The organism is Pseudomonas sp. zfem005 (genome assembly GCF_032621735.1).
GTDB classification, from domain to species: Bacteria; Pseudomonadota; Gammaproteobacteria; order Pseudomonadales; family Pseudomonadaceae; genus Metapseudomonas; species Metapseudomonas solani.
Genome location: NZ_JAVYJE010000012.1, coordinates 1 through 15,049, shown reverse-complemented (window position 1 = coordinate 15,049; position 15,049 = coordinate 1). Strand labels below are relative to the sequence as shown.

The following is a 15,049-nucleotide window of genomic DNA, read 5'->3' as shown; positions in this document are numbered from 1 at the left end:
CGAGGCCCAACGTCGCGGAGCCCGGAATCGCACCACCGGACCTGGCACCTCGCCCTGGTTTAACGCCCGGACCGCTCTGGAATGCAGCCTGACGGACGGACTTTGACAATCATTCTCATTCTGATTAGTATCGCTTTCCATCAAGCCCACTACCGAGCGTTGAGCCCACCCATGTACGTCTGTCTCTGCCAAGGTGTCACTGACGGCCACATTCGTGATGCGATCTATGAAGGCTGCTGCAGCTACCGCGAGGTCCGCGAGACCCTCGGCGTTGGCACCCAATGCGGCAAATGCGCCTGCCTCGCCAAGCAGGTGGTGCGTGAAACCCTCACCGAAGTACAGAGCAGCCAGGCCGCCCTCGCCTATCCCGCGACCTTCGTGCCTGCCTGATACAAATCAGTTTTGAAGAACCGGACCTGGCGTCCGGTTTTTTTATGCCAACAATTCAAGCAGTTAGCGCCAAGACGCGGAATCTAAACATTCTTATTCACATTCAAATTATCTTACTAATCAATAACTTACGTTGACTTTGCCGGGCGACTGGATAAAATTCGATCACTTCCACCCCTTTGCACGGCAGGACTCCACATGAAAGGCGACAAGAAAGTCATCCAGCATCTCAACAAGATCCTCGGCAACGAACTTGTGGCCATCAACCAGTACTTCCTGCATGCCCGCATGTACGAGGACTGGGGCCTGGAGAAGCTCGGCAAGCACGAGTACCACGAGTCCATCGACGAGATGAAACACGCCGACAAGCTCATCAAGCGCATCCTCTTCCTGGAAGGCATCCCCAACCTCCAGGACCTGGGCAAGCTGATGATCGGCGAGAACACCAAGGAAATGCTCGCCAGCGACCTGAAGCTGGAACTGACCGCCGTACCGGACCTGAAAGCCGCCATCGCCTACTGCGAAAGCGTCGGTGACTACGGCACCCGCGAACTGCTCGAAGACATCCTCGAATCCGAGGAAGAGCACATCGACTGGCTGGAAACCCAGCTGGGCCTGATCGACAAGGTCGGCCTGGAGAACTACCTGCAGTCGCAGATGGACGAATAAAACGTCCGGACATGAAAAAGCCCCGCATCTGCGGGGCTTTTCTTTTGGAGCGGGAGCGGTATCAGGCGCTGGCGCCGGACTTGCTCACTGCATCCTTGATCAGTTGCTGCAGCTCGCCCTTGTCGAACATCTCGGCAAGGATGTCGCTACCACCGACCAGCTCACCGCCCACCCAGAGTTGGGGGAAGGTCGGCCAGTTGGCGTAGGTGGGCAGGTTGGCGCGGATTTCCGGGTTCTGCAGGATGTCGACATAGGCGAACTTCTCGCCACAGCCCATGACCACCTGCGCGGCACGCGCGGAGAAGCCGCACTGCGGGGCATTCGGCGAGCCCTTCATGTACAGCAGTACGGTGTTGTTGGCGATCTGCTCTTTGATGGTTTCGATGATATCCATGGCTACCTCGGCTGAACGTTCCGACTCGTCGGTCGGCAGGATGGCGGCATTGTAACGGAAGTCCGAGCACAACGCTCGGGCTTGCCCCTACGACTTTCAGGCGGCCACCACCTCCACCGGCACCCCATTCAGCGCGGCATTGCCGGAGACCGCATCCAGCTGCCGCTCGTCGGTCAGGTCGTTGGCGCTGGCCCCAGGCTGCTCGCTGGCGATGCCCATCATCACCCCGGGCCGTGCATGACCCCAGCCATGGGGCAGGCTGACGACGCCGGGCATCATCTCCTCGCTGGCCGCCACCTCCACCTCGATCATCCCCACCCGCGAACGCACCCGCACCCGCTGCCCGTCCACCAACCCGCGACGCTCCAGGTCGCCCGGATTCATCAGCAGCTGATGACGTGGCTTGCCCTTCACCAGGCGGTGGTAGTTGTGCATCCAGGAGTTGTTGCTGCGCACGTGGCGCCGGCCGATGAGCACCAGCTCGCCTTCCGCCGGCAGCTGCTGGGCGGCGAAACGGCCCAGGTCGCCGAGGAAGATCGACGGTGCGCCGACCACGCGCTTGTCAGCCGTTTTCAAGCGCCCCGCCAGGTTGGGTTTGAGCGGGCCCAGGTCCAGCCCATGGGGGAAATCACCCAGGCGCTGCACCGAGAGCTTGTGCTCGGAACGATCGCCATAAGGGCCGAAGCGCAGGCCCATGTCGATCATCTGCTTCGGCTCCAGGGTCGGCTTCAGTTCGACACCGGTGCGCGCGGCGAAGGCCTGGGCCAGGCCGACGAAGATCTCCCAGTCGTGCAGGGCGCCCTGGGGCTTGGCCAGCACCGGCTCGTTAAAGCGGGTGACGTTGCGCACCGCGAAGACGTTGAAGGTGGTGTCGTAGTGATCGTGCTCCAGCGGCGCGGTGGGCGGCAGGATCAGGTCGGCGTAGCGCGTCGTCTCGTTGATGTAGAGGTCGATGCTGAGCATGAAGTCCAGGCCGTCCAGGGCCTGCTCCAGGCGCCGCCCGTTGGGGGTGGACAGCACCGGGTTGCCGGCCACCGTCACCAGCGCGCGGATCTGCCCGTCACCCGGGGTCAGCATCTCTTCGGCCAGGGCTGAGACGGGCAGCTCGCCGCCGTATTCCGGCAAACCGGAAACGCGGCTCTGCCAGCGGTTGAAATGCCCGCCGCCAGTGGTCGCCACCAGGTCCACCGCCGGCTCGGTGCAGAGCACGCCGCCGACGCTGTCGACGTTGCCGGTGACCAGGTTGATCAACTGGATCAGCCACTGGCAGAGGCTGCCGAAGGCCTGGGTGGAAACCCCCATGCGCCCGTAGCAGACGGCGCTTTCTGCGGCGGCGAAGTCCCGCGCCAGCTGGCGGATGGCCGCGGCGTCGATGCCGCAACGGGGACCCATGGTCTCGGCGGTGAAGCCGCTGATGGCGCGGCGCACGTCATCCAGCCCGTCGACGGCCAGGTGGGTGCCGCGGCCCAGGTTCTCCTCGAACAGGGTGTTGAGCAGCGCCAGCAGCAACGCGGCATCCTGGCCGGGGCGCACGAACAGGTGCTGGTCGGCGATGGCCGCCGTCTCGCTGCGGCGCGGGTCCACCACCACCAGGCGGCCGCCCCGGGCCTTGAGGGCCTTCAGGCGCTTCTCCACATCGGGCACGGTCATGATGCTGCCGTTGGACGCCAGCGGGTTGCCACCGAGGATCAGCATGAAGCCGGTGTGGTCGATATCGGGGATGGGGATCAGCAGGCCATGGCCGTACATCTGCTGGCTCACCAGGTGATGGGGCAACTGGTCCACCGAGGTCGCGGAGAAGCGGCTGCGGGTCTTCAGCAGGCCGAGGAAGTAGTTGCTGTGGGTCATCAGCCCGTAGTTGTGCACGCTGGGGTTGCCCTGGTACACCGCCACCGCGTTGTTGCCGTGACGGGCCTGGATCTCGGCCAGGCGCTCGGCAACCATGGCGAAGGCTTCATCCCAGCCGATGGGCTGCCACTCGCTGCCGGCGCGGCGCATGGGCTGGCGCAGGCGGTCGGGGTCGTTCTGGATGTCCTGCAGGGCCACCGCCTTGGGGCAGATATGGCCACGGCTGAAGCTGTCCTGGGCATCGCCCTTGATGGAGAGGATGTGGCGGGAGCCGTCGTCCCGGTCCTCGGTTTCGATGGTCAGCCCGCAGATGGCTTCGCAGAGATGGCATGCACGGTGGTGAACGGACTTGGTCATGGCCTTGCCTCATGTTCTTGTGTCGAGACGACCGGTCGGGTCGCAAGAGCAGAACTATGGAAGCAGATCGATCGGTCGGCCAGTAGATTCAACGATATGAATCGGCAGGCATCAGGCCTGCCGATTCGCTTCGCGGGTCAGCGGATGGACTGGATGGTGCCCTTGTTGCCGGTCACCTTGGCGCTCACTTTCTTGAAGACGAAATAGTCCTGGATGGTGAGCTCGTAGCGCGGCGCCACGATCAGGTCGGCACCCGAGGACTTGACGGCCTTGAACGCGGCAGCGGATTTCACCGCCGAGATGGGATCGGGCCCGAAAGGCAGGCTGCCCCCGGCATCACCGCCATAGACCACGCCATCGGCGAACTGGGAATCGCCGCCGAACTGCAAGAAGTGGAACAGGATGTTCACTTCGGACTGCCCGCTGATCGGCTCACCTACCGCCACGTCGGCCTTCAGGCCGGTCTTGACGTTGCCGTTGAGCGGAGCGCTCGGCTGGCTGACGTTGTAGGTGCTGCAACCGGTCATACCGCCAATAGCGACGACCAGGGCGGCAGGTGCGAGGAACTTCTTCATTGATATCTCCATGATCAGAACATGCTGGCCGGGCCCAACATCCGTAAGCGGACCCTGCCCCCGAAACCGAGTGATTTCGAGGTGGCACACGCTAGCAACGCGCCCTGAGTCGCATAAGTTCATGCAGGCTGATTTGTCCCCTGGAAATTTCCCAAACCCCACCTTTTCGCCGAACTTCCTCGCACTCGGCCAGGCGTTCGTGCCATCCCCTTCGGCCGCGATCCCAGACCGCACGCCTTGCCTATCGGCCAGGGTGGTTCCCACCACCCCCTCGCCCAGCCGCCGACAAAGACGCCGGCACCTCTCTGGCACGGGCCCCTCGAGGCACTGGTTGGCAGAGTGCGACAATTCCTTATAAGATCGCGCCTCCCCCTATTCCGTCGCCCCGTGCGGCTTAGCCCGCCGGTCCCGCCTGCTTTTCCCTGAAAAAACCGACCAGGACCCGCGGCCAGAGGCAAAAAAGGTAGTCAGCAATGAGCGCAAGGCACTTTCTCTCCCTGATGGATTGCACCCCCCAGGAGCTGAGCAGCCTGATCCGTCGAGCCATCGAGCTGAAGGACCTGCGCCACCGAGGCGTCCCCTACGAGCCCCTGAAAAGCCGCGTGCTGGGCATGATCTTCGAGAAGGCCTCCACCCGCACCCGCCTCTCCTTCGAGGCCGGCATGATCCAGCTCGGTGGCCAGGCGATCTTCCTCTCGCCCCGCGACACCCAGCTGGGCCGGGGCGAGCCGATCAGCGACTGCGCCATCGTCATGTCGCGCATGCTCGATGCGGTGATGATCCGCACCTTCGCCCACAGCAAGCTGGTGGAGTTCGCCGCCAACTCCCGCGTACCGGTGATCAACGGCCTGTCCGACGACTTGCACCCGTGCCAGTTGCTGGCCGACATGCAGACCTTTCAGGAACACCGCGGCGCCATCCAGGGCAAGACCGTGGCCTGGATCGGCGACGGCAACAACATGTGCAACACCTATATAGAAGCGGCGATCCAGTTCGACTTCCGCCTCAACGTCGCCTGCCCGGAAGGCTTCGAGCCCAACCCGGCGTTCCTCGCCCAGGCCGGCGACCGCGTGCAGGTACTGCGTGACCCGCGCGAAGCGGTACGCGGCGCCCACCTGGTGAGCACCGACGTGTGGACCTCCATGGGCCAGGAAGAAGAGACCGCGCAGCGCCTGGCGCTTTTCAAGCCCTACCAGGTGAACCAGGCGCTGCTTGCGCTGGCCGATGAAGCGGTTATCTTCATGCACTGCCTGCCGGCGCACCGGGGCGAGGAAATCAGCATGGACCTGCTCGACGACCCGCGTTCCGTGGCCTGGGACCAGGCAGAAAACCGCCTGCATGCGCAAAAGGCGCTGCTGGAATTCCTCGTCGAACACGCGTCCCGAGCATGAGCCACGAACTGCTTCTAAACCTGCGCAACCTGAGCTGCGGCTACCAGGACCAGCGCGTCGTACAGAACCTCAACCTGCACCTCAACGCCGGCGACATCGGTTGCCTGCTGGGGCCATCGGGCTGCGGCAAGACCACCACCCTGCGCGCCATCGCCGGTTTCGAGCCGGTGTTCGAAGGCGAGATCGAGCTGGCCGGTGAGGTCATCTCCAGGGCCGGTTTCACCCTGGCCCCGGAAAAACGCCGCATCGGCATGGTGTTCCAGGACTACGCGCTGTTCCCCCACCTCACCGTGGAAGAGAACGTCGCCTTCGGCATCCGCAAGCACCCCGAGCGAGCGCGCATCACCGGTGAGCTGCTGGAGCTGGTCAAGCTCGGCCAGTTGGCCAAGCGCTACCCCAACGAACTCTCCGGCGGCCAGCAGCAACGCGTCTCCCTGGCCCGCGCCCTGGCCCCCGAGCCGGCGCTGCTGCTGCTCGACGAACCCTTCTCCAACCTCGATGGCGAGCTGCGCCGTCGCCTCAGCCTCGAGGTGCGCGACATCCTCAAGGCCCGTGGCACCAGCGCCGTGCTGGTCACCCATGACCAGGAAGAAGCCTTTGCAGTGAGCGACCAGGTCGGCGTGTTCAACAACGGCAACCTGGAGCAGTGGGACACCCCCTACAACCTCTACCACGAGCCGGCGACCCCCTTCGTCGCCAGCTTCGTCGGCCAGGGCTACTTCATCCGTGGCCAGCAGGTGTGCCCGGACACGGTGCAGACCGAACTCGGCCTGATCCGTGGCAACCGTGCCTACGCCTGGCCGGAAGGCAGCGCGGTGGACGTGCTGCTGCGCCCCGACGACATCGTCCCGGCGCCCGAGGGTGAGCTCAAGGCCCTGGTGACCGGCAAGACCTTCCTCGGTGCCGCCACCCTGTACCGCCTGCAACTGTCCACCGGCACCCAGCTGGAAGCCATTTTTCCCAGCCACGCCGACCACCAGCCCGGCCAGCACGTGGGCATCCGCGTGGCCGCCGATCACCTGGTGGTGTTCCCCGCCCATGGCAGCGTCGCCGCCCAGGCCGCGATGCAGGACGAGGGCGTGCGCCGCTACAGCACCGCGAGCTGATCGCGGCCGCTGTGCTTGGCCTCGTAAAGCGCCATATCGACCCGTAGCAGGCTTTCCTCCCAGGATTCGCCGGGTCGATAGGCGCTGACCCCCAGGGACAGCGTCAGCTTCAACCCCGGGCATTCGTCCCAGTGCGCCGCACGCACCTTGGCCTGCAAGCGTTCCAGCATCACCTCGGCCCCCGCCTCGTTGGTGCGCGAGAGCACCAGCAGGAACTCCTCGCCCCCCAGCCGCGCCACGAAGTCCACATCCCGCACCGACTCCTGCAGCATCTTCGACAGCTGGCGCAGCACCGCGTCGCCACAGCCGTGGCCATAGCGATCGTTGACGTTCTTGAAGTAGTCCAGGTCCACCAGGCAGAGCACGAAGCCGTAGTCGCCCCGATCGGCCAGGGCTTTCTGCTGGGCGAGGATTTCCTTGGTGAAGCGGCGGTTGTAGAGGCCCGTGAGTTCGTCGGTGATGGCCAGCTTCTGGATGCTCTCCAAGGCCAGGCGCAAGTCGTTGTTGCGCTGCACCAGGCTGCGCCGCAGGCCGTTCATCTCCAGGGAGAGCAGGCCGACGCCGGTCAGCAGCACGAAGAACTCCACCGCCTGGATCGCCTCGCTGTGCAGGTCCAGCTCCCGGCCCGAAGCGACCAGCGAGCTGATCAGCAACGCGTAGCACACGGCCGTCAGCAGGATCACCAGCAAAAAGCCGCGCAACAGCAGGCGGAAGGTGCCGAACATCAGCACCAGCAGCACCGTCATCAAAAACAGCAGGCGCAGCTCGCCGGCATGGTAGGCGGTGGCGAAGATCACGCAGATCGCCCAGCTCATCAGCGGCAGCGTCAGGCTGGGATCATGGAAGCGCAGGTTGAGGTTGCTGCGCACCAGGGCCAGGAACGCCAGGCAACTGAGCCCGACCAGGCCCGTGAGCAAGAGCATGCCGCCCAGGCTCAGGCCCAGGTAGCCGGCGGCATGCGCCGACCAGCACAACAGCAGGAACAACAACGATGCACCACTGGCCAGCGATACCCTTCGCAGGCGCAGCAGCTGATGTCGGGAGGGCTGCATGGGCTCCCCTTCTATAACGATGAATGGCCGGGAGTATAGACAGGCGTCGGAACTCCGCCGCCAATCAGGGCGTCGTCACACCATAGCTGCGCATCAGGGCATCCAGCCGGCCCGAGGCGCGGTAACGCTGCAGGCCCGCCTCGAACAGGGCGTTGTAGCGGGCGCTGGCCTCAATGGCGGGCGAGAAGGCCAGGTAGATGGGCACGTCCGGGGCGCGGCAGCCCGCCGACTGCAGGCGGTCCTGCTGGCGGGTACGGGCCAGCAGGTTCTCCATCACCCAGCTGTTCTCCACCGTGGCGTCGAGGCGGCCGAAGCGCACCTTCTCCACATTCATCTCCAGTGCCTGCTCGCCGGAAACCACCTGCACCCGGTCGCCCTTGGCGCGATGCATGCGGACGTAGGCGTCGATTTCCTGGCCATAGCTGTAGCTGTTGATGGTGCCCAGGCGCACCTGCGCCAGCGAACCCAGCCCCTGGTAGCGCCAGGGCGCACCCTGGGCGACGTAGAAGCACATGCGCGAAATGCCAGGCGCGGTGGGGGTATAGAGGAAGTCCGGGGCATCCTGGATGCCGGCGCCTATCACCGCGTTGAGCTTGCCGGTGCGCGCGTCGCTGATGGCCCGCGCCCAGTTGATCACCCGGTACTCAACCTGGATGCCGGCCTCGGCGAAGATATCCCGCGCCAGCTCGACGAAGATGCCGGGCTTGGCCGACTCGGGCGCGCAATTGATGGGGCACCAGATATCCCCGGCAATGACCAGGGTCTCGGCCCGCACGGGGCCGATGGCGAGAAGGGCGAACAGGCCGAGAACCAGCCTGCGCCATGGTCGATGAACACGTGCATCCCTGACAGCCACGTCAAACTCCCTGCGTTGCTTACCGCTCCAGTGTGCAGCTTACGCCTCGGAGGCCTCGCTGCGTACCCGCTGGACGGCATCCAGCCATCCGTCGTAAAGCTTGGTCCGATGCGCGGTCGCCATGTGCGGGGTGAAGCGCTGCTGGCGGTGCCAGTGCCGGGCGATCTCGTCGAGGTCGCGGTACAGCCCCGCCTTCAGGCCCGCCAGGTAGGCCGCGCCCAGGGCCGTGGTCTCGGTCACCTCGGGGCGTTCCACCGCCACGCCGAGGATATCGGCGAGGAACTGCATCACCCAGTTGTTCTCCACCATGCCGCCATCCACCCGCAGCGCGCTGGGTGCGGCCGCGCCGTCCTGGCTCATGGCCTCCAGCAGGTCGCGGGTCTGGTAGCAGACCGATTGCAGGCCGGCGGTGACGATCTCCTTGATCCCGGTGTCGCGAGTCAGGCCAAAGATCGCGCCACGGGCGCGCGGGTCCCAGTAGGGGGCACCCAGGCCGGTGAAGGCCGGCACCAGGTACACGCCGCAGGCATCGCCGGTCTGCTCGGCCAGGGCCTCGGTGTCGCGGGCATGGCTGATCAGCTTGATGCCGTCGCGCAACCACTGCACCGCCGCGCCGGCGACGAAGATGCTGCCCTCCACCGCGTAGGTGACCTTGCCGTCCAGGCGATAGCCAACGGTGGTGAGCAGGCGGTTGCGTGAGGTCACGGGCGTCTCGCCGGTGTTCTGGATCAGGAAGCAGCCGGTGCCGTAGGTGCTCTTGACCATGCCGGGCTGGAAGCAGGCCTGGCCGATCAGCGCGGCCTGCTGGTCACCGGCCATGCCCAGCACCGGGATGGCCGCGCCCAGCAGCGGCGCCTCGGTGGTGCCGAAGTCGGCGGCGCTGTCGAGCACCTCCGGCAGCAGGCTGGCGGGGATCTCGAACAGCTTGAGCAACTCCTCGTCCCACTGCTGGGTGTGGATGTTGAAGAGCATGGTCCGCGAGGCGTTGGTGGCATCGGTGCGGTGCGCCTTGCCGCCGGTCAGGCGCCAGAGCAGGAAGCAGTCCACGGTGCCGAAGCGCAGCTCGCCCTGTTCCGCGCGGGCACGGGCGCCCGGCACGTTCTCGAGGATCCAGCGCAGCTTGGTGGCGGAGAAGTAGGGGTCGATCAGCAGGCCGGTGCGACGGGCGACTTCGTCTTCGTGGCCGGCCTCCTTCATGGTCGAGCAGTAATCGGCGGTGCGGCGGTCCTGCCAGACAATGGCCGGGTGGATCGGCGTGCCGGTGGCGGCGTCCCACACCAGGGTGGTCTCGCGCTGGTTGGTGATGCCAATGGCGGCGATGTCCGCAGCCGGCATGCCGCTCTTCTGGATCGCCTCGCGGCAGACCTTGAGGGTGGTCAGCCAGATTTCCTCACCGTCGTGCTCGACCCAGCCGTCCTTGGGGAAGTACTGCTTGAACTCCTGCTGGGCGCGGGCCACGGGCAGGCCCTGGGCGCTGAAGACGATGGCGCGACTGCTGGTCGTGCCCTGATCGATGGCAAGTAGGTACTGGGCCATATGCAGGCTTCCTTGTTGTTATGGGGGCGTCACTCGCGGCCGATCGCCGCGAACTGCGCCTGGGTGTGCTGGGCCAGGGTGTCCGCACTCAGTTCCACTTCCAGGCCGCGCCGCCCGGCGCTGACGTGGATGCTCGGGTGCGCCCGGGCCGATTCGTCGATGAAGGTGCGCAGGCGCTTCTTCTGCCCCAGCGGGCTGATGCCGCCCACCAAGTAGCCGGTGGCGCGCTGGGCCGCATCCGCCGCTGCCATGTCCACCTTCTTGGCCCCGGCCGCATGGGCCAGCGCCTTGAGGTCGAGGGTGCCGGCCACCGGCACCACGGCCACCAGCAGCTCCCCCTTCTCGGTGGCCGCCAGCAGCGTCTTGAACACCCGCGCCGGGTCCAGGCCAAGCTTCTCCGCCGCTTCCAGGCCATAAGAAGGCGCCTTGGGATCGTGGGTGTAGCTGAGCACCTTGTGCTCGGCCTTGGCTTTCTTCAGCAGATCGATGGCAGGGGTCATGTTCGATTGTGAAAACAGGAGGGCGAATTGGGCGTACCTTAGCTGAAAAGTCGCCGTTCGGCAGCACGTCGCTATAATGCGCGACAAAAATCCGGAAGCCGTTCCCATGACCTTGGCTCCTCGCCAGCAGGAAATCCTCGACCTCGCCCGCGACCGTGGCTACGTCAGCATCGACGAGCTGGCCCAGGCCTTCGCCGTGACCCCGCAGACCATCCGCCGCGACATCAACCAGTTGGCCGAACAGGGCCTGCTGCGGCGCACCCACGGCGGTGCCGCCAGCGAGTCGTCGAGCATCCAGAACACCGCCTACGCCATGCGCGCCGGGCTGATGCGCGACGAGAAGCAGCGCATCGCCGAAACCGTGGCGGCGCTGATCCCCGACCATGCCTCGCTGTTCATCAACATCGGCACCACCACCGAAGCCATCGCCCGCGAACTCATGGGCCACAAGGGCCTCAAGGTCATCACCAACAACCTGCACGTGGCCGCGCAACTGGCCGACCGCGCGGATTTCGAGGTGCTGGTGGCCGGCGGCACGGTGCGCAGTGACGGCGGCATCGTCGGCCCCTCGGCGGTGGACTTCATCCAGCAGTTCAAGGTGGACTACGCCATCGTCGGCATCAGCGGCATCGACGATGACGGCAGCCTGCTGGACTTCGACTACCAGGAAGTCCGCGTCTCCCAGGCCATCATCGATAACGCCCGCCAGGTGCTGCTCGCCGCCGACTCCAGCAAGTTCGGCCGCAACGCCGTGGTACGCCTGGGCTCCATCGCTCTGGTGGACCGCGTGATCACCGACCACGCGCCCTCCCCCGCCCTGGCCCGCCTGATGGCCGAGCACAAGGTCCACCTCGACCTGGTCTGAGCCGCGCCAGCGCGCCCCTCCTTTCGTCGCCCACCCGCTCGCAGCCACGCATGCGGGCTGGCGGTTTCATGCGTATTCGACTAGCATTTTTCGGAAACGAACATTCAAAGTTCACTTTCGACTTACGGTGCCGCCTGCATGAACCCTCCGATGAGCCGCCAATCGCCCATTTCCGAAGTCTATGACCTGGCCGTCGTCGGGGGCGGCATCAATGGCGTGGGCATCGCCGCCGATGCGGCCGGGCGCGGGCTGTCGGTTTTCCTTTGCGAAAAGGACGACCTCGCCCAGCACACCTCCTCCGCCAGCAGCAAGCTGATCCACGGCGGCCTGCGCTACCTCGAGCACTACGAGTTCCGCCTGGTGCGCGAAGCCCTGGCCGAGCGCGAAGTGCTGCTGGCCAAGGCCCCGCACATCGTCCGCCCCATGCGCTTCGTCCTGCCCCACCGCCCGCACCTGCGCCCGGCCTGGATGATCCGCGCCGGCCTGTTCCTCTATGACCACCTCGGCAAGCGCGAGAAGCTGCCGGGCTCCCGCGGCCTGAAGTTCGGCGCCGGCAGCCCGCTGAAGGCGGATATCGCCCGCGGCTTCGAATACTCCGACTGCTGGGTCGACGACGCCCGCCTGGTGGTGCTCAACGCCATGGCCGCCCGCGAGAACGGCGCGCACATCCACACCCGCACCCGCTGCGTCAGCGCCCGCCGCAGCAAGGGCCTGTTGCACATCCACCTGGAGCGCGCCGACGGCACCCTGCTGTCGATCCGCGCCCGCGCCCTGGTCAACGCTGCCGGCCCCTGGGTGGCGAAGTTCATCAAGGACGACCTCAAGCAGAAGTCGCCCTACGGCATCCGCCTGATCCAGGGCAGCCACATCATCGTGCCCAGGCTGCATGACGGCGAGCACGCCTACATCCTGCAGAACGAGGACCGCCGCATCGTCTTCGCCATCCCCTACCTGGAACGCTTCACCCTGATCGGCACCACCGACCGCGAATACCAGGGCGACCCGGCCAAGGTGGCGATCAGTGCCGAGGAAACCGCCTACCTGCTGGATGTGGTCAACCGTCACTTCAAGCAGCAGATCAGCGAGAAGGACATCCTGCGCACCTATTCCGGCGTGCGCCCGCTGTGCGATGACGAGTCCGACGACCCTTCGGCCGTCACCCGCGACTACACCCTGTCGCTGGAAGCCCACCCGGGCGAAGCGCCGCTGCTCTCGGTGTTCGGCGGCAAGCTCACCACCTACCGCAAGCTCGCCGAATCGGCCCTGGCCCAGCTGGCGCCGTTCTTCCCCAACGCCAAGCCGAGCTGGACCGCTAGCCAGCCGCTGCCCGGTGGCGAGCAGATGAGCAGCCAGGCCGAACTGGCCGAGGCCCTCTGCGCCCGTTTCGGCTGGCTGCCCGACAGCCTGGCACGGCGCTGGGCCGGCACCTATGGCAGCCGTACCTGGAAGATGCTGGAAGGCGTGCAGAACCTCACCGACCTGGGCGATCACCTCGGCGGTGGCCTGTACAGCCGTGAAGTGGATTACCTGTGCCGCGAAGAATGGGCCACCGGCCTGGACGACGTCCTCTGGCGCCGCACCAAGCTCGGCCTGTTCATGACCCCCGGCCAGCAGGAACGCCTCGCCCAGTACCTGCTCAACCGCCCCAAGGCCGATGCCGCCTGATCTGCTCCTAGGTACGCCCTGCAACCCGGGCTGAAGCCCGGGCTACGGAATCACCTTACTACCCGTCACGGTAGGTAGCCTGGGCTTCAGCCCGGGGAGCCTGGCACGAAGTGGGGGGGTGACCGTGGGGCGTCTATTGGTGGGCTGAAGCCCACCCCCTCTCACAGCTCTCGAGCGAAGAACTCACAGCTGCGCCACGTGCCCATCCACCTGCCGATGGGCCAGCAAGTGCGGCAGCACTGCCGCCAGCAGGGGCTCCTTGAAGGCCTCCTGGAAGCGGTGGGCCAGCCCCGGGATCAGCTTCAGTTCCGAACCCTTGATATGCGCCGCCACGTGCACGCCATGCATCACCGGCAGCAGCGGGTCGGCGGTGCCGTGCACCACCAGGGTCGGCACGCTCAAGCGGTTGAGCATCTCCACGCGGCTCGGCTCGGCGAGTATCGCCAGCATCTGCCGCTGCACGCCCTCGGGGTTGAAGGCACGGTCATAGGCCCGCGCGGCCTGCTCCAGCAGCTGGGTGCGATCGTCCGCCACATCCGGGCTGCCCAGGGCGGCCAGCAGGTCGGCCTGCTGCTCCAGTGCCACCTCGCGGCTCGGCGCCTCACGGCGGGCCAGCAGGGCGATCAGCGCATGGCTCGGCGCCGGGAGCCCCTGGGCGCCGGAGCTGGTCATCACCAGGGTCAGGCTCAGCACCCGCTCCGGGGCGATATCGGCCACATGCTGGGCGATCATCCCGCCCATGCTCGCGCCCAGCACATGGGCCTGGCGGATATGCAGGGCGTCCATCAGGCTCAGCGTGTCACCGGCCATCTCACGCAGGCTGTAGGGCGCCTGCACGGGGAAGCCCAGGCGGTAGCGCACCGCTTCGTAGGTCAGGTTGGCGGCGGGTTCAGGGTGGGTCCAGGCGGAAAGGCCGACGTCGCGGTTGTCATAGCGGATCACCCGGAAACCCTGCTCGCAAAGGGCCGCCACCACCTCGTCCGGCCAGTGGATGAGCTGGCCGCCCAGCCCCATGATCAGCAGCAGCGCCGGGTCTTTTTCATCGCCGATGCTCTGGTAGGCCAGCCGCACTTCGCCCAGGTGCACGGTCTCCGTCGGCACCTGCGTATCGCAGCGCGTGGAGGCAAAAGCAGGCAGGCCGCACAGCAAGGCGGCGAGGAAAATGAAAAGACGCATGATGAAAATCCAGAACGCAAAACCCCAGTGAAACGCGATTCTGATGAATCTCTTTCGTGCGCACTGCCACAGAACCGTGACAGTTTCATGAAGGGCGCCCAACGGTCATTGCGGGTCTCTGCAATGGCATTTCCAAAAGCCCTGTAGCGCTTCCGTTACAGCGTAACGGCAACGCTACAGGCGCTGCAGGCCCGGGCTGACGGGAGTCAGACTGCAGCGGGCGCGGCCGGGTTCGCCCTGTTGTAGCGAAATCCCTACAGCCGCTTCGCCGCGCCTCACCCCAAACACTCCCAACCCATTGATAACCCTGTATTTACTGCCCCTGGCACCGCCCTTGCTATCCCTTGCTCCAGGACCATGACCGAGGATTTCCCATGTTCAGCAAGCACGACCAGATCCAGGGCTACGACGACGAACTCTTCAGTGCGATGCAGGAAGAAGAACAGCGCCAGGAAGACCACATCGAGCTGATCGCCTCCGAGAACTACACCAGCCAGCGGGTGATGGAAGCCCAGGGCAGCACTACACCAGCCAGCGGGTGATGGAAGCCCAGGGCAGCGGCCTGACCAACAAGTACGCCGAGGGCTACCCGGGCAAGCGCTACTACGGTGGCTGCGAATACGTCGACAAGGTCGAGCAACTGGCCATCGACCGCGCCAAGGAACTGTT

The 15,049-nt window shown here is 65.7% G+C and carries 14 protein-coding genes and 1 pseudogene; 7 read left to right on the top strand and 8 right to left on the bottom strand.

Annotated elements, in window-relative coordinates; translation table 11 throughout:
- Window positions 1-171 precede the first annotated feature (171 nt).
- Together RTW82_RS24925 and bfr are read left to right on the top strand one after the other, a co-directional pair.
- Window positions 172-390 carry a bacterioferritin-associated ferredoxin gene (locus tag RTW82_RS24925; protein ID WP_021222781.1) on the top strand — a complete coding sequence of 73 codons (219 nt, stop codon included), beginning with the start codon at window positions 172-174 and terminating at the stop codon, window positions 388-390.
- Window positions 391-588: 198 nt separating this feature from the next.
- A complete protein-coding gene (gene bfr / locus RTW82_RS24920) occupies window positions 589-1,059 on the top strand; it encodes a bacterioferritin (RefSeq protein ID WP_021222782.1) in 471 nt (156 codons plus the stop codon).
- Window positions 1,060-1,120: 61 nt separating this feature from the next.
- On the opposite strand, the gene grxD is transcribed toward bfr, so the two are convergent.
- The 3 genes from grxD to RTW82_RS24905 form a co-directional block, all read right to left on the bottom strand.
- Window positions 1,121-1,453, bottom strand: a complete 333-nt coding sequence (grxD, locus tag RTW82_RS24915; protein ID WP_031289067.1) for a Grx4 family monothiol glutaredoxin — start codon at window positions 1,451-1,453, stop codon at window positions 1,121-1,123.
- A gap of 96 nt (window positions 1,454-1,549) precedes the next feature.
- Window positions 1,550-3,658, bottom strand: a complete 2,109-nt coding sequence (locus RTW82_RS24910) for a molybdopterin oxidoreductase family protein (RefSeq protein WP_316926776.1) — start codon at window positions 3,656-3,658, stop codon at window positions 1,550-1,552.
- Between the two features lie 137 nt (window positions 3,659-3,795).
- Window positions 3,796-4,233: a hypothetical protein gene (locus RTW82_RS24905; protein ID WP_043242824.1), complete on the bottom strand. Its 438-nt coding sequence runs from the start codon at window positions 4,231-4,233 to the stop codon at window positions 3,796-3,798.
- Window positions 4,234-4,706: 473 nt separating this feature from the next.
- Here RTW82_RS24905 and argF point away from each other — a divergent pair, with 473 nt between their 5' ends.
- The gene (argF, locus tag RTW82_RS24900) at window positions 4,707-5,624 is read left to right on the top strand and encodes an ornithine carbamoyltransferase (protein WP_316926775.1); all 918 of its coding nucleotides are present in this window, start codon (window positions 4,707-4,709) and stop codon (window positions 5,622-5,624) included.
- Window positions 5,621-6,730 carry an ABC transporter ATP-binding protein gene (locus tag RTW82_RS24895; protein ID WP_316926774.1) on the top strand — a complete coding sequence of 370 codons (1,110 nt, stop codon included), beginning with the start codon at window positions 5,621-5,623 and terminating at the stop codon, window positions 6,728-6,730. The genes argF and RTW82_RS24895 overlap by 4 nt, the downstream gene beginning before the upstream one ends.
- Here RTW82_RS24895 and RTW82_RS24890 read toward each other — a convergent pair.
- From RTW82_RS24890 to ybaK, 4 genes are all read right to left on the bottom strand, one after another.
- Window positions 6,712-7,782, bottom strand: a complete 1,071-nt coding sequence (locus RTW82_RS24890; RefSeq protein ID WP_265167854.1) for a sensor domain-containing diguanylate cyclase — start codon at window positions 7,780-7,782, stop codon at window positions 6,712-6,714. The genes RTW82_RS24895 and RTW82_RS24890 overlap by 19 nt on opposite strands.
- 64 nt (window positions 7,783-7,846) lie before the next feature.
- The gene (locus RTW82_RS24885; protein ID WP_316926773.1) at window positions 7,847-8,638 is read right to left on the bottom strand and encodes a substrate-binding periplasmic protein; all 792 of its coding nucleotides are present in this window, start codon (window positions 8,636-8,638) and stop codon (window positions 7,847-7,849) included.
- Between the two features lie 39 nt (window positions 8,639-8,677).
- On the bottom strand, window positions 8,678-10,174 hold the full coding sequence (gene glpK / locus RTW82_RS24880; protein ID WP_021222790.1) for a glycerol kinase GlpK: 1,497 nt from the start codon (window positions 10,172-10,174) through the stop codon (window positions 8,678-8,680).
- A 29-nt stretch (window positions 10,175-10,203) separates the two neighbouring features.
- Complete coding sequence (gene ybaK / locus RTW82_RS24875; RefSeq protein ID WP_021222791.1) at window positions 10,204-10,674, bottom strand: Cys-tRNA(Pro) deacylase; 471 nt, start codon at window positions 10,672-10,674, stop codon at window positions 10,204-10,206.
- Window positions 10,675-10,780: 106 nt separating this feature from the next.
- Between ybaK and RTW82_RS24870 the strand changes: the two genes are divergently transcribed.
- On the top strand, window positions 10,781-11,539 hold the full coding sequence (locus RTW82_RS24870) for a DeoR/GlpR family DNA-binding transcription regulator (protein WP_021222792.1): 759 nt from the start codon (window positions 10,781-10,783) through the stop codon (window positions 11,537-11,539).
- A 138-nt stretch (window positions 11,540-11,677) separates the two neighbouring features.
- The gene (gene glpD, locus RTW82_RS24865; protein ID WP_316926772.1) at window positions 11,678-13,204 is read left to right on the top strand and encodes a glycerol-3-phosphate dehydrogenase; all 1,527 of its coding nucleotides are present in this window, start codon (window positions 11,678-11,680) and stop codon (window positions 13,202-13,204) included.
- A gap of 183 nt (window positions 13,205-13,387) precedes the next feature.
- Here the strand turns inward: glpD and RTW82_RS24860 are convergent, their stop codons facing one another.
- A complete protein-coding gene (locus RTW82_RS24860) occupies window positions 13,388-14,380 on the bottom strand; it encodes an alpha/beta hydrolase (protein ID WP_316926771.1) in 993 nt (330 codons plus the stop codon).
- 374 nt (window positions 14,381-14,754) lie between these two features.
- On the opposite strand from RTW82_RS24860, the pseudogene RTW82_RS24855 reads away from it, so the two are divergent.
- Window positions 14,755-15,049, top strand: a pseudogene (locus RTW82_RS24855) (hypothetical protein); the annotation flags it as partial.

Bases quoted from the DNA above. Each gene is read 5' to 3' on its own strand.
- RTW82_RS24895 (WP_316926774.1), top strand. From the start codon at position 5,621: ATGAGCCACGAACTGCTTCTAAACCTGCGCAACCTGAGCTGCGGCTAC.
- glpK (WP_021222790.1), bottom strand. From the start codon at position 10,174: ATGGCCCAGTACCTACTTGCCATCGATCAGGGCACGACCAGCAGTCGC.
- RTW82_RS24910 (WP_316926776.1), bottom strand. From the start codon at position 3,658: ATGACCAAGTCCGTTCACCACCGTGCATGCCATCTCTGCGAAGCCATC.
- grxD (WP_031289067.1), bottom strand. From the start codon at position 1,453: ATGGATATCATCGAAACCATCAAAGAGCAGATCGCCAACAACACCGTA.
- RTW82_RS24905 (WP_043242824.1), bottom strand. From the start codon at position 4,233: ATGAAGAAGTTCCTCGCACCTGCCGCCCTGGTCGTCGCTATTGGCGGT.
- argF (WP_316926775.1), top strand. From the start codon at position 4,707: ATGAGCGCAAGGCACTTTCTCTCCCTGATGGATTGCACCCCCCAGGAG.
- RTW82_RS24870 (WP_021222792.1), top strand. From the start codon at position 10,781: ATGACCTTGGCTCCTCGCCAGCAGGAAATCCTCGACCTCGCCCGCGAC.
- bfr (WP_021222782.1), top strand. From the start codon at position 589: ATGAAAGGCGACAAGAAAGTCATCCAGCATCTCAACAAGATCCTCGGC.
- RTW82_RS24860 (WP_316926771.1), bottom strand. From the start codon at position 14,380: ATGCGTCTTTTCATTTTCCTCGCCGCCTTGCTGTGCGGCCTGCCTGCT.
- glpD (WP_316926772.1), top strand. From the start codon at position 11,678: ATGAACCCTCCGATGAGCCGCCAATCGCCCATTTCCGAAGTCTATGAC.
- RTW82_RS24890 (WP_265167854.1), bottom strand. From the start codon at position 7,782: ATGCAGCCCTCCCGACATCAGCTGCTGCGCCTGCGAAGGGTATCGCTG.
- RTW82_RS24925 (WP_021222781.1), top strand. From the start codon at position 172: ATGTACGTCTGTCTCTGCCAAGGTGTCACTGACGGCCACATTCGTGAT.
- ybaK (WP_021222791.1), bottom strand. From the start codon at position 10,674: ATGACCCCTGCCATCGATCTGCTGAAGAAAGCCAAGGCCGAGCACAAG.